Annotated in this window: 14 protein-coding genes and 1 riboswitch; of the genes, 8 read left to right on the plus strand and 6 right to left on the minus strand. The window is 71.3% G+C overall.

The window, feature by feature from the left end:
- Nucleotides 1–80: 80 nt before the first annotated feature.
- From CFW40_RS25155 to CFW40_RS25170, 4 genes are all read left to right on the plus strand, one after another.
- On the plus strand, nucleotides 81–779 hold the full coding sequence (locus tag CFW40_RS25155; protein ID WP_256331298.1) for a DedA family protein: 699 nt from the start codon (nucleotides 81–83) through the stop codon (nucleotides 777–779).
- 248 nt (nucleotides 780–1027) lie between these two features.
- Complete coding sequence (locus CFW40_RS25160) at nucleotides 1028–1309, plus strand: hypothetical protein (protein ID WP_088800167.1); 282 nt, start codon at nucleotides 1028–1030, stop codon at nucleotides 1307–1309.
- Nucleotides 1306–2157 carry a phosphatase PAP2 family protein gene (locus tag CFW40_RS25165; RefSeq protein WP_256331297.1) on the plus strand — a complete coding sequence of 284 codons (852 nt, stop codon included), beginning with the start codon at nucleotides 1306–1308 and terminating at the stop codon, nucleotides 2155–2157. Before CFW40_RS25160 ends, CFW40_RS25165 begins: the two co-directional genes overlap by 4 nt.
- A 144-nt stretch (nucleotides 2158–2301) precedes the next feature.
- Entirely contained in the window at nucleotides 2302–2610 is a 309-nt protein-coding gene (locus CFW40_RS25170; protein ID WP_088802359.1) for a hypothetical protein, read from the plus strand.
- Between the two features lie 256 nt (nucleotides 2611–2866).
- On the opposite strand, the gene CFW40_RS25175 is transcribed toward CFW40_RS25170, so the two are convergent.
- The 6 genes from CFW40_RS25175 to gcvT all read right to left on the minus strand — a co-directional run bounded on the left by CFW40_RS25175 (nucleotide 2867) and on the right by gcvT (nucleotide 8789).
- Nucleotides 2867–3259, minus strand: a complete 393-nt coding sequence (locus CFW40_RS25175) for a type II toxin-antitoxin system VapC family toxin (RefSeq protein WP_088800168.1) — start codon at nucleotides 3257–3259, stop codon at nucleotides 2867–2869.
- Complete coding sequence (locus tag CFW40_RS25180) at nucleotides 3256–3528, minus strand: hypothetical protein (RefSeq protein WP_088800169.1); 273 nt, start codon at nucleotides 3526–3528, stop codon at nucleotides 3256–3258. The genes CFW40_RS25175 and CFW40_RS25180 overlap by 4 nt, the downstream gene beginning before the upstream one ends.
- Before the next feature lie 293 nt (nucleotides 3529–3821).
- Nucleotides 3822–5207: an L-serine ammonia-lyase gene (locus tag CFW40_RS25185; RefSeq protein WP_088800170.1), complete on the minus strand. Its 1386-nt coding sequence runs from the start codon at nucleotides 5205–5207 to the stop codon at nucleotides 3822–3824.
- Nucleotides 5208–5804: 597 nt separating this feature from the next.
- Nucleotides 5805–7064: a serine hydroxymethyltransferase gene (glyA, locus tag CFW40_RS25190; protein WP_088800171.1), complete on the minus strand. Its 1260-nt coding sequence runs from the start codon at nucleotides 7062–7064 to the stop codon at nucleotides 5805–5807.
- A gap of 92 nt (nucleotides 7065–7156) precedes the next feature.
- Nucleotides 7157–7534, minus strand: coding sequence for a glycine cleavage system protein GcvH (gcvH, locus tag CFW40_RS25195; protein WP_088800172.1), 378 nt, complete (start codon nucleotides 7532–7534; stop codon nucleotides 7157–7159).
- 124 nt (nucleotides 7535–7658) lie between these two features.
- Nucleotides 7659–8789, minus strand: a complete 1131-nt coding sequence (gcvT, locus tag CFW40_RS25200) for a glycine cleavage system aminomethyltransferase GcvT (RefSeq protein WP_088800173.1) — start codon at nucleotides 8787–8789, stop codon at nucleotides 7659–7661.
- A gap of 151 nt (nucleotides 8790–8940) precedes the next feature.
- Nucleotides 8941–9036: riboswitch (glycine riboswitch) on the minus strand.
- Nucleotides 9037–9333: 297 nt separating this feature from the next.
- Between gcvT and CFW40_RS25205 the strand changes: the two genes are divergently transcribed.
- From CFW40_RS25205 to CFW40_RS25220, 4 genes are all read left to right on the plus strand, one after another.
- Nucleotides 9334–10020, plus strand: a complete 687-nt coding sequence (locus CFW40_RS25205) for an AAA family ATPase (RefSeq protein WP_088802360.1) — start codon at nucleotides 9334–9336, stop codon at nucleotides 10018–10020.
- Nucleotides 10021–10125: 105 nt separating this feature from the next.
- Complete coding sequence (locus CFW40_RS25210; RefSeq protein ID WP_088800174.1) at nucleotides 10126–10923, plus strand: enhanced serine sensitivity protein SseB; 798 nt, start codon at nucleotides 10126–10128, stop codon at nucleotides 10921–10923.
- A 62-nt stretch (nucleotides 10924–10985) separates the two neighbouring features.
- On the plus strand, nucleotides 10986–11786 hold the full coding sequence (locus CFW40_RS25215; protein ID WP_088800175.1) for an enhanced serine sensitivity protein SseB C-terminal domain-containing protein: 801 nt from the start codon (nucleotides 10986–10988) through the stop codon (nucleotides 11784–11786).
- A gap of 408 nt (nucleotides 11787–12194) precedes the next feature.
- A complete protein-coding gene (locus CFW40_RS25220; protein ID WP_088800176.1) occupies nucleotides 12195–13193 on the plus strand; it encodes an ABC transporter permease in 999 nt (332 codons plus the stop codon).
- Nucleotides 13194–13224: the final 31 nt, after the last annotated feature.

The raw sequence follows: 13224 nt of genomic DNA on the forward strand, positions 1-13224 counted from the left end.
CGTAGACCGTCTACGGGACTGTAGTCGGTCGGGCCGGCCGGAAGCCGGGCCCGCAACCCATTATGGGAGGGGCCGCTGACATGTCCGCAGCCGCCGCATTTTCGCAGGTGACAGCGGTCGATCAGGCCGTCAACGTGCTCGATGCCGGCTCCCTGCTGGCCGCATTCGGTGCGCTGGGGGTTGCCGTCGTGCTGTTCGCCGAGACCGGGCTGCTGATCGGCTTCTTTCTGCCCGGCGATTCCCTGCTGTTCACCGCCGGACTGCTGTGCGCCCCGGGCGCCGGCGGAGCCGTCCACCTCGTGCTGCCCCAGGTCCTCACGGCTGCCGCCGTCGGTACGCTCGCCGGCTCCCAGACCGGTTACTGGATCGGCCGGCGCGGCGGCCGCGCCCTGCTGGCCCGCAGCCGCGCCCGTCGACTGCACGAGGGCGCCGCCCGCGCCGAGGAGTTCCTGGCCCGCTACGGCCACGGCAAGGCCATCGTCCTCGCCCGCTTCGTCCCCGTCGTCCGCACCGTGCTGAACCCGCTGGCCGGCGCCCTGGGCGTGCCCGCCCGCACCTTCGCCCTCTGGCAGATCGCCGGCGGCCTGCTCTGGACGCTCGGTCTCACCCTCGCCGGATACGCCCTGGGCACATCGGTACCGAACGTCGACCGCTATCTGCTGCCGATGGTCGCCCTGGTGGTGCTGGTATCGCTGGCCCCGCTCGCCGTCGAACTGCTCCGCTCCCGCAGACGCCCGCAAACGGCCCCCGGCCGCCCGACACCGCCCCCCGACGCCTGAAGCACGTCCCACGACCTGAAGCACGTTCCACGACGCCTGAACCACGCCCCCCGACGCCTCGGCGACGCCGCTCCATCCGCCCACCCCTCCACCCCCGTCCACCCGTCCGGCGCCCTTCGCACCGAGCCGCGGAGGCGGAGCCGGGGAGCGCCGAGCCGGGGAGCGCCGAGCCGGGGAGCGCGGAGCAGGGAAGCACCGCGCCACAGAGCGCCGCGCCACAGAGCACCGAGCCGCCAAGGAGAACCCCCGTGACCCACCTCGCCTTCGGGGGAGCCTCGACCGATGGCGGCCCGTACACCCGGGTCGCCTACCTCGCTCAGCACGCCCCGCACACCCTGAACACCCTCCTCTCCTATGGGACCGACCACGGCCCCGCGCTCTTCGCCGCCCTGATGCTGATCGGTTGGCGGCGCGCCAGGAGCGGCGCCTCCGGTGCCATGGCGCCGGCCACTCCTCTCGCCCGTCGCGCGGCCCCCGCCGTCGACCGGATCCGCGCCACCCGGCTGCGCCCCCTGGTGGCCGCGCGGTGACGGCGTCGGGACGGGAACCGGGAGGGGAGCGGGAGCCGGGACGGGGGCGGGAACCCGAACCGGAACGGGCACCGGAACCAGGGCCGGGGCCACAGCGGCCGGACGCGGAGCCGGAGCCGGAGCCGGCCCCGAGCTCCGAACCGCACCCCGCCCCCTGGCGCCGTCCCGCCCCCGCCCCACTCCTGACCTTCGCCGCGGTCTGCGCCGCGCTCTTCGTCGCCGTGGCCCTCACCGTGTCCCTGCGCCACGGAGCGCCACTCGCCCCCGAACGGGCCGCCCTCCACTGGTCCACGGCTCACCACGGCGAGCCGCAGCGCTCCCTGGCCCGCGCGCTGACCGCCACCGGCAGTGGGCCGGTTCCCTATCTGCTGGCGGTGCTCGCCGGCCTGCTGGCCGGCCGCGGTGCGGTGGGCCGACTGCGCGCGGTGATCTGCGCCGTCACCGTCCTCGCCGTCGGCCAGGCGATCCGTTACGGCCTGATGGGACTGCTCGCCCGCCCCCGCCCGTCGGCCGAGGACTGGGCCGCGCACGCCTCCGGCTACGCGTTCCCCTCCGGCCACGCCACCACCTCGGCGCTGGCAGCCGGAATCCTGGCCTGGGGCATCGCCCGGCGCGCCCGCCCCGCCGTGGCCCGCACCTGGTGCGCGGTACTGGCCCTCTGGGCCGCCGGAGTCGGCCTCACCCGCGTCTATCTGGGCGTCCACTGGCCGGGCGATGTCCTGGCCGGCTGGCTGCTGGCGGCCACCCTGCTCGCCCTCGCACTGCTCCTCGAGCCCTTCGCCCGCCCCGCCGGACCGGCCCGGCCTCGATCGGCAAAGGCGCCCCATAGCGCACATTCCCATGAATAGCTGACGATCGGACCAGGTCTTCCCCAAGGTGGCATGGACGCGTCCCACGCCGAGCAGCACTGTCCTGGGCGCCGGTACGGCCGAACCGATTCGGCCACGGCGCACGCGCACAGTACGAACCACCGCAGCACCAGGGGGCTCACGATGCACCAGCCACTCGACGCTTCGCCGCCGCGCCGGTCAGCCGACCGGACCGCCGCGGCCGGCGCCCCGCCCAGCCGCTGCCCGGCCGCCGCCGCCAAGGACCCCACCCCGTGCGAGGGCTCCCGTGACGCCGCCACCATCGTCGACCGCCAGGGCAGAGAGGTCGCCGGCTGCGTCCACCACTGCGCCCGCCTGCTGGCCGGCCTCGAAGGCGCCCGAGTCCACCCCTTCGTCCCCACCGGCCAGGCCCTGGACATCTACTCCCGAGCCCGTGAACTCCCGCCCTTCGCCTGGGAGATCGGCCGGTAGCCGGATAGTCGACCCGGCGGACGACCGGCCCGCCGACAAGGAAAGGGGAAGGCCCTGACCACGCCGAAAGAAACGAACGCGCTGGTCAGGGCCTCCAGGGTCGGCAATCAGCACTCGATGATCGGCCTGGTCGTTCCTGCGCTGTACGGGGTGTCGGATAGCGATGGCGGGCCTTGCCGGGGGCCGCCTCAGTAATCGATGCGAGCCCCGGAATCGCGCGGTTGACGCTGCCGGCCTGGCCCAAGCTCACGCCACGTCAGATCTTGCGGACGCGGATGCCGTGGCCGCACAGGATGAGGAGATCTTCGGGGTCCGAGGTCAGGGCGGTCACCGGGGCGGGTGAGGCGAGTGCGGTCGCGGCCACGATGGCGTCGAGGGCGTACTTGTGGCCGTGCAGGCCGGCAGCGGCGAGGAGCTTGCTGGCGTGGCGGGCGATGGCTTCAGTGGGCGGGACGACGTTCACGCGGGAAATGGCGTAGTCGAAGCGAGCCTGGTGGACCTTGGGGTCGCGGGCCTCGACCAGCGTGACGGAGCTGGTGACCACACGGATGTCCTCGGCCTCGGCGGCAGCCAGCCACTCGGTGAGTTCAGGGGAGCGTCGTACGAGTTTGGAGAGCCCCTCGCAGTCCAGGATGAGTGTCCCGCTCACGCGGCGTCCGCCGAGCCGGCCGTGTCACCACGCAGGATGGCCCGCTTGGTCTCGACCGCTACCTGGTCAACCGGGCCGTGTTCGGCTTCGGCGTCTTGGATGAGTTCGCGCAGCCGGTCCCGTTCCAGCTGGCGCTGGATGAGCGCTTCGACGTAGGCGGACATGCCTCGTTTGCCGGTACGTGCCTTGAGAGCGGCGATGGTGCCTTCGTGGAGGGAGACGGAGACCGGACGGACGGGGCCTTCGCCGGGAGCGGAGGAGGTGACCATGGCCCTACGTTAACAAAACTCTTGTTATTGGGTGCCGCTGTTCGTGGTCGGTCCTCCGTGCAGACAGCGCCTTCCCAGTCGTCATGGCGGAGCTGCTCGAAGAGGTTCCAGGGAAGGGGTCGTCGTGGAGCAGGTGCGATAAAACCCCAGGTCAGAAACGATTCCCGAAGGACCTCAGGGACTTTCACGTCCGTCCAAGGGAGGACCCAGGGACTTTCCGCCGCGTGAGCAGGAAAGGCCCTGACCACGCCGAAAGAAACGAACGCGCTGGTCAGGGCCTCCAGGGTCGGCAATCAGCACTCGATGATGTTGACGGCGAGGCCGCCGCGTGCGGTCTCCTTGTACTTGACGCTCATGTCGGCGCCGGTGTCCTTCATGGTCTTGATGACCTTGTCGAGGGAGACGTGGTGGCGGCCGTCGCCGCGCAGGGCCATGCGGGCGGCGGTGACGGCCTTGACGGCGGCCATGCCGTTGCGCTCGATGCACGGGATCTGGACGAGGCCGCCGACGGGGTCGCAGGTCAGGCCCAGGTTGTGCTCCATGCCGATCTCGGCGGCGTTCTCGACCTGCTCGGGCGAGCCGCCCAGGACCTCGGCGAGGCCGCCGGCGGCCATCGAGCAGGCGGAGCCGACCTCGCCCTGGCAGCCGACCTCGGCGCCGGAGATGGAGGCGTTCTCCTTGAAGAGCATGCCGATCGCGCTGGCGGCGAGGAGGAAGCGGACCACACCGTCCTCGTCGGCGCCGGGCACGAAGTTGAGGTAGTAGTGCAGGACCGCGGGGATGATGCCGGCCGCGCCGTTGGTGGGGGCGGTCACCACCCGGCCGCCGGCCGCGTTCTCCTCGTTGACGGCCATTGCGTACAGGGTGGTCCACTCCATCGCGCGGGCGGCCGCGTCGCCCTCGGAACGCAGGGCGCGGGCGGCATTGGCGGCCCGCCTGCGCACCTTGAGCCCACCGGGCAGGATCCCCTCACGGGACATGCCACGAGTGACGCACGCCTGCATGACCTGCCAGATCTCCAGCAGCCCGGCCCGGATCTCCTCCTCGGTGCGCCAGGCCTTCTCGTTCTCCAGCATCAGGGCGGAGATGGACAGGCCGGTGTCCTGGGACAGCCGCAGCAGTTCGTCACCGGTACGGAAGGGGTACTTCAGCACGGTGTCGTCGGGCACGATCGGGTTTTCGCCGGCGACCGCGTCCTCGTCGACGACGAAACCGCCGCCGACCGAGTAGTAGGTCTTCTCCAGCAGGGGTGCGCCTGCGGCGTCGTACGCGCAGAGCGTCATGCCGTTGGCGTGGTAGGGCAGGGCCCGGCGCCGGTGCAGGATCAGCTCGGCCGACTCGTCGAAGTCGATCTCGTGCGCGGCGCCTATCTCCGCGCCCATCAGCCGCAGCCGCTTGGTCTGCCGGATGCGCTCGACCTCGGCGTCGGCGGACTCGACGTCGACGGTGCGGGGGGAGTGGCCTTCCAGGCCGAGGAGGACGGCCTTGGGGGTGCCGTGGCCGTGGCCGGTGGCGCCCAGCGAGCCGAACAGCTCGGCGCGCACGGTGGTCGTCTGGGCGAGCAGACCGTCCTTCTTGAGGCGTCCCACGAACATCCGGGCGGCGCGCATCGGGCCGACGGTGTGGGAACTGGAGGGGCCGATGCCGATGGAGAAGAGGTCGAAGACGGAGATGGCCACGGGGGCGGACTCCCTTGTCTGCTCGTGGTGGACGGTGGAGCGATGGAGCGGTGCAGCGATGGAGTAATGGGGCAGAGGGGACGTTTCTGCGCCGCTCGTCGAGGGTAACGCGGACCCGGCCGGGTGCCGTCGGACGGAAGTCGTCGGGCCCGCGACGCCATGGATAACGGGCGGTAACGGGTGGCTATGGGGTAACGGGCTTCGTCGGTCGGTGTGGAGGGCAGGCCAGAGGCAGGTGACGGCACCGGGCCGTGCACCGGCCGGTCCGACCTGTCGGGGAGGCGGGTGCCCGGTCGCGTCCGGTGGTGGCGGGGCGCGACCGGTCGTGCGCAGTCCTGCCCGGCCTTGATCCGCATGCGGAGGCCCGGCCGGAATCCGCCTCCCGTGAGAGGGCGGCTGCCCGCCACCGCAGCGGTCATGCATGCCACGCCCGCCCGCCGGCACCGCGCTCGCGTGAAACGCAGGCCTCCCACTCGCATGACGCACGAGAGAGACGAGCAGACAGACCACGAGCCCGGGACCCATGACCCCGGGCTCACCGTCGTGGACCCGCGCCCGCCGGTCACCGGCGGGCGCGGGCTCCGCGCAGGAGTCGCGTCACAGGGACGGGTACAGCGGGAACTTCTCCGCGAGCACGGTGACGCGGGCCTTGAGGGCTTCGGCGTCGTAGGCGGGCTTGAGGGCTTCGGCGATGATGTCGGCGACCTCGCGGAAGTCCTCGGCCTGGAAGCCGCGGGTGGCCAGCGCGGGGGTGCCGATGCGCAGGCCGGAGGTGACCATCGGGGGCCGCGGGTCGTTGGGGATCGCGTTGCGGTTGACGGTGATGCCGACCTCGTGGAGGCGGTCCTCGGCCTGCCGGCCGTCGAGCTCGCTGTCGCGCAGGTCGACGAGGACGAGGTGGACGTCGGTGCCGCCGGACAGGACGGAGACGCCGTGCTGCTTGACGTCGTCCTGGACCAGGCGCTCGGCGAGGATCCGGGCGCCGTCGAGGGTGCGCTGCTGGCGCTCCTTGAAGTCGTCGGAGGCGGCGACCTTGAAGGAGACGGCCTTGGCGGCGATGACGTGCTCCAGGGGCCCGCCCTGCTGGCCGGGGAAGACCGCGGAGTTGATCTTCTTGGCCAGCTCCTGGGTGGAGAGGATCACGCCGCCGCGGGGGCCACCGAGGGTCTTGTGGGTGGTGGTGGTCACGACGTGGGCGTGCGGCACCGGGTTGGGGTGCAGACCGGCGGCGACCAGGCCGGCGAAGTGCGCCATGTCGACCATGAGGTAGGCGCCGATCTCGTCGGCGATGCGCCGGAACGCGGCGAAGTCGAGCTGGCGCGGGTAGGCGGACCAGCCGGCGACGATCAGCTTGGGGCGGTGCTCCTTGGCCAGGCGCTCGACCTCTTCCATGTCGACGAGGTTGGTCTTCTCGTCGACGTGGTAGGGCACCACGTTGTAGAGCTTGCCGCTGAAGTTGATCTTCATGCCGTGGGTCAGGTGCCCGCCGTGGGCGAGGTTGAGGCCCAGGATGGTGTCGCCCGGCTTGATGAGGGCGAACATGGCGGCGGCGTTGGCCTGGGCGCCGGAGTGCGGCTGGACGTTCGCGGCCTCGGCGCCGAAGAGGGCCTTGATGCGGTCGATGGCGATCTGCTCGACGACATCGACGTGCTCGCAGCCGCCGTAGTAGCGGCGCCCGGGGTAGCCCTCGGCGTACTTGTTGGTGAGGACCGAGCCCTGGGCCTCCATGACGGCGACGGGGGCGAAGTTCTCCGACGCGATCATTTCGAGGGTGGACTGCTGGCGGTGGAGTTCGGCGTCGACGGCGGCGGCGACATCGGGGTCGAGCTCGTGGAGGGAGCTGTTCAGAAGCGACATGAGTCTTCCTGGGGGAGTCAGGGGCGCGAGGGGCCCCCGGACGGAGCCCGGGGGAGCTTCCGCGGGGGCGGTGGCGGAGGGGAGCCGGCGGCTCAGCTCTGGATGAAGGCGGCGTACTCGTCGGCCGAGAGCAGTTCGCCCGGCTCGCCGCTGATCTTCACCTTGAACAGCCAACCGCCCTCGAACGGGGCGGTGTTCACCAGCGAGGGGTCGTTGACGACGTCCTCGTTGATCTCGGTGATCTCACCGTCGACGGGCGAGTAGAGATCGCTGACCGACTTGGTCGACTCCAGCTCGCCGCAGGTCTCGCCCGCCGCGACCGTGGCACCGACCTCGGGAAGCTGCACGTAGACGACGTCGCCGAGCGCGTTGGCCGCGTGCTCGGTGATGCCGACCGTCGAGACGCCTTCCTCGGCGCCCGACAGCCACTCGTGCTCCTTGCTGTAGCGCAGCTGCTGGGGGTTGCTCATGGCTCGATTCTCCTGTACGCGAGGGTGTGGTCGTGAAGGGGGTCGCCCTGGTGACGCCGAGGGGGAGGGTCTTGCACAGTGAAACGCACGGGTGCGCACCGCTGCCGGGTCCGCCGCGGATGAGCTACTGCTTCTGCCGCTTGTAGAACGGCAGAGCGGTGACCTCGTACGGCTCATGGCTTCCACGGATGTCCACGCACACACCCTCGGTGCCCGGTGTGGCGTAGGCGGCGTCGACGTAGGCGATGGCGACCGGCTTGCCGAGGGTGGGGGAGGGGGCCCCGGAGGTGACCTCACCGATGACCGTGCCGTCGGCCGTGACGACCGGGTAGCCGGCGCGCGGGACCCGGCGGCCCGTGGCGATCAGGCCGACCAGCTTGCGCGGCGGGTTCGTCTCGGCGCGCTCGGCGGCCTCCGCCAGCGCGCTGCGGCCGACGAAGTCGCCGTTGTTGGTCGTCTTCTCGAACTTCACGACCCGGCCCAGACCCGCGTCGAACGGGGTGGTCGCGGTCGTCAGCTCGTGCCCGTACAGCGGCATGCCCGCCTCCAGGCGCAGGGTGTCCCGGCAGGACAGGCCGCAGGGCACCAGACCGGCGCCCTGGCCGGCCTCGGTCAGCGACTCCCAGAGGGCGACCGCGTCGGCCGGGCGGACGAACAGCTCGAAGCCGTCCTCGCCGGTGTAGCCGGTACGGGCGATCAGCGCCTCGACGCCGGCGACGGTGCCGGGCAGGCCCGCGTAGTACTTCAGGCCGTCCAGGTCGGCGTCGGTGACCTTCTTGAGGATGCCGGGCGACTCCGGGCCCTGCACCGCGAGCAGCGCGTAGGCGTCCCGGTCGTCGCGGATCGCGGCGTCGAAGCCGCCCGCCCGCGCGGTCAGCGCGTCCAGTACCACCTGGGCGTTGGAGGCGTTGGCGACGACCATGTACTCCTGGTCGGCCAGGCGGTAGACGATCAGGTCGTCGAGGATGCCGCCCCCGGCCTCGCAGATCATGGTGTAGCGGGCGCGGCCGGTCTTGACGCCCCCGATGTTGCCGACCAGCGCATAGTCGAGGAGGTCGGCGGCCTGCGGGCCGGTGACGGTGATCTCGCCCATGTGGGAGAGGTCGAACAGGCCGGCGCGGGTACGGACGGCGACGTGTTCGTCACGCTCGCTGCTGTAGCGCAGCGGCATGTCCCAGCCGGCGAAGTCGGTCATGGTGGCGCCGAGCGCGCGATGGGTGGCGTCCAGCGCAGTACGGCGGGGGGCATCAGTCATGGTTCTGGGCTCCCAGGCAGGGGTGACAAGACGTTCTCCCCATCTGTCATCGGAACCTGAGAGGTTCACCGGGATCCCGCGAACGGACCCGGTTTGCACCTTGGGTGGAGCCGCCCCGTGGTCCGGGCTGCGGCTCGCTTTTCAGATCTGCCTCGCCTGCGCGGTATAGGGGCCTGAGAGATTCAAGGGAGGACTTGCTCCTTCGGCGCCCCGGCATGGCGGCCGGGGACTCTCCCGCGCGGGTTCAAACGGCCGGTATGGAATTGGCGGTGCACGCATGAGACGAGATGTGCACGTGGCGGCCACATCATTGCACGGGATCGCCGGATAGAGGAGCCCCCACCGCTGCCCCGTCCATGACGTGGGCAGATCGGACAATAGCCTTGATGGGCATTACCTTTTCTTGACACTCTGCGGGTAGGGGACGGACTCGAACCGGAGCAGAACCGGACGGGGAGGACATCGCGTGCACAGTGAAGCGGCATCCGGAGCCACTTCAGGCCTCGTGCCTCCGGCCGCCGCGCCCGGAGCCGCCGTGCCCGCGGTGCCGCCCGCCGCCGTGCCCGCGGTGCCGCCCGCCGCCGGGCCCCGGGCCGGCCGGCCGTCGCGGCCCGTCGTCCGGCCGGGACGTGGCGCCGAAGTCGTGGACCTGAGAGGCCGCGGACGGGTGAGAGGCGCCGCCGAGCTGCGCTTCCCGGCCGGTGACCTGGTGGTGGTCTCCGGTCTGCCGGGCAGCGGCAAGAGCACCCTGATGCACCGGGTCGTACCGCCGCTGGATGCCCACGGCGCCGTGGTGCACCGCATCGATTCGCAGGACGTCCGCGAGCGCTGGGAACACGGCAGGCTGCGCCGGCTGCCGTACGCCCTCTACCGGCCGCTGGTCCGGGCCGCCCACTACCTGACGCTGGGCCGTGCGCTGCGCTCGGGGGAGAGTGTGGTGGTGCACGACTGCGGCACCCTGGCGTGGGTGCGTGGCTGGCTCGCGCGCTCGGCGGTGCGCGGCGGCCGCGGGCTGCATCTGGTGCTGCTCGATGTGCCGCCCGAGGTGGCACTGTCCGGCCAGGAGTCGCGGGGGCGCGGGGTGTCGGGGTACGCCTTCGCGCGGCATCGCGGGGCGGTGGGCCGGCTGGTCGGCGCGGCGGAGTCGGCCCGGCTGCCGAAGGGCTGCGACTCGGCCGTCCTGCTCGACCGCCGGGCGGCGAGCGCCCTGGAGACGGTCAGCTTCGGCTGACGGCCGCGAGCGGGTGCACGGCCACCGTGCCCCGAGGGTCCCTCCGCACGCCTTCTCGTCTAGGGTCTTTGGCCAGATGGCGCGGTTTGGAACGGGTGGATACACATGACATTGCCGGAGCAGGGGATACCGCAGCTGGCGTGGCCGGCGAACGAGCTCGAAGAGGTGCTGGCCGCGTCGGTCGGGCACCCGGGCGCCGGGGGCCGGATCGTCGAGGTGCTGGGCCGCAGCAGGGTCTGGGTGCCGCTGCCCAACGGTGGCGGACCGGAGAGCGCGGGTCCCGGTACCCGCGGCCTCGATCTGCCCACCGTCGAGCTCGACGGCGCGGCCTATGTCCCCGTCTACAGCTCCGAGCAGGAGTTCTTGCGGGTGGTCGGCTCGCATATGTCCTTCACCGTCGCCCCGGCCCGGGAGTTCGCCCGCGGGCTGCCCCCGAATATGGGCATCGCGGTCAACCCGGACGGTGCGGTCGGCGTCCCGCTGCCGCCTCCCGCGGTGGCCGCATTGTGCCGGGAGGGGCGTCAGGAGCCGGACGGTCTGCCCAGCGGCGGCCGGGTGCGGCTCTTCGAGCCGGACTGGCAGGACGAACCGGTGGACTTCCTGGCCGCCGCCGGACTGGAGTTCTCCGGCGCCGGAATTGTCCTGACTGCCCGGCGTGCCCTGGCGAGTGTCGAGGGCGACACGCCCGCGCTGTTCGTCGGTGTACAGATCGCTGCCGACCCCGCGGCACTGCACGACGGCACCGCCCGCGAAGCGGTACTGTCAGCCCTCGGACGTGCGCTCGGTGCCGTACCGGTGCCTTGGTCCGTACAGCTCGTCATGCTCGACCTCGCCCATGGTGACCCGGTCGCCGACTGGATGCTGGAGCGTGTGCGGCCCTTCTACTCTCGGGACCACTCGTAAGCTGGACGGATGACGGGCGGGCGCACCCATGACGTGCCCTGCGGACAGAAGGGACGGACCACGTGAGCGCGGGTGCGCATCAGGGGCCGGCGGCGGCCGGAGCGCTGGAGCAGCTGCTCCAGCAGGTCTCGCCCGGCCGTTACGACGCCTATGAGGCACTGCTGCACGCGCTCGCCGCGGGCCAGGTCTGGATGCTGCTGTGGCACGGCCGGGCCGGTTCGCCCGATGCGCAGTACGGAAACATGGAGGTCGAAGGCCTCGGCTATGCGCCGTGTGTGACCTCGGCGCCCGAACTCGCCGCCTCCGGCTGGAACCGCGACCACGAGGTCGTCACCGGCCCGGAGATCGCCGCCTCGCTCTTCCCCGACCGCTGGGGCCTGTGGCTGAATCCGCACGCCCCCGGCGGGGGTATCGGCATCCCGTGGCTGGATCTGCGCCGTATCGCCGGTGGTCTGGACCGGCTGCCGGCCGGCCCGCTGCGGATCTCGGAACCGGTCATCGACATCCCGCAGTTCTACGCGCTGCTCGCCCAGAACGCGCACCGGACGCCCGCCGTGCGGTCGCTGCGCCGGGCCTGGGTGCAGCCGGCGCTCGGCGCCCCCTATCTGGCGATCGGTCTGGATCTGTACGACACCGGTCAACAAGCGGTGGATTCGGTGCGGTTGATGATCCAGCAGTCGATCGGCGCGGTGCCGGACGGCCTGCCCGTCTCCACCGTCGCGATGAACGACGAGTTCGACCCGGTCGGTATGTGGATGCGGGCCTCCACGCGCCCCTTCTTCGACCGTGACGGCTACGCCCAGCCGCCCGGTCAGCCGGCCCCCGCGCCGTCGTACGGCTACGGCTACCCGCGCCCTTACTGACAGTCTGTCTCCGGTGTCCCGGGCGTACCGTCCGGGCGCCGGTCCTGTGGCGAATTCTCCCTGTATGTCCCGCGGTTGAGGGCCGCTCCCGCGGGTGATCGTCCCGCTCAGCCCGAACTGTTGTCCGTATAACGGAAAGCGGTGAAGGACATCACAGTTGCGCATCCTTTCCCTGTCAGGACTGGTGACTGATCGAGAAAGGGATGAAGACTCCGGAAACAACGGACCTCGGTCCTTTGTACGAGCGTCATCCCACGGCGTCGCGTAAGCCTGAGAACTTCCATAGTGCGAACTTCCGCGATGCCCGCAGGACTTGCTGCACCGAACTTGCACCAGTGATGAGAACCAGGCCGCAACCCGCGGCGGGCAGGGGCCGGCCACCGTCGGCCGAGAGGGGTCAAAGGCACTGTGACCGCACCGATCGAGACCACCGGGGCGGCTGCTGAGGCGCAGCCGGAAGCGGTGCTGAAGGGCGTCGAGGCAAAGCGGATCGAGGGGCGTTCGCTCGGCCAGATCGCATGGCTGCGCTTTCGGCGGGACAAGGTCGCGGTGGCCGGTGCCATCGTTGTCATCCTGCTCATCGCCGTCGCCGCGCTCTCCCGTCCGATCCAGGCCCTGCTGGGGCTGGACCCGAACAATCCCAACCAGTCGCTGATCGACCCCAACACCACGCTCCCCAAGGGCGAACTCGGCGGCATGAGCGGCGACCACCCCCTGGGCGTGGACCCGAAGTTCGGCCGTGATCTGCTCGCCCGGATCCTGGAGGGCTCCTGGGTGTCGCTGATCGTGGCGTTCGGCGCGACGCTGCTGTCGGTCGCCATCGGCACCGTGCTCGGTGTGGTCGCCGGCTTCTACCGCGGGCGGGTGGACGCCTTCATCAGCCGGATGATGGACGTCTTCCTGGCCTTCCCGCTGCTGCTGTTCGCCATCGCGATCTCCGCCTCGCTGCAGGGCGGTGCCTTCGGCATGGAGGGCCTGCCGCTGCACATCTCCGTGCTGATCTTCGTCATCGGCTTCTTCAACTGGCCGTACATGGGGCGGATCGTGCGCGCGCAGACCCTGTCGCTGCGCGAGCGGGAGTTCGTGGACGCCGCCCGCGGCATGGGTGCGCGCGGGCCGTTCATTCTCTTCCGGGAGCTGCTGCCCAACCTGGTGGGGCCGATCATCGTCTACTCGACGCTGCTGATCCCCTCCAACATCCTCTTCGAAGCGGCCCTGAGCTTCCTGGGCGTCGGCATCCAGCCGCCCCAGGCGTCCTGGGGCGGCATGCTCAACCAGGCGGTCAAGTACTACGAGGTCGACCCCCAGTACATGATCGTCCCCGGCCTCGCGATCTTCGTCACCGTGCTGGCGTTCAACCTGCTCGGTGACGGACTGAGGGACGCGCTGGACCCGCGCAGCCGCTGACGGCCGCACCGGGCACCCGCTCCGACGCCCC

It is taken from the genome of Streptomyces sp. 2114.4 (assembly GCF_900187385.1).
Lineage (GTDB): Bacteria > Actinomycetota > Actinomycetes > Streptomycetales > Streptomycetaceae > Streptomyces > Streptomyces mooreae.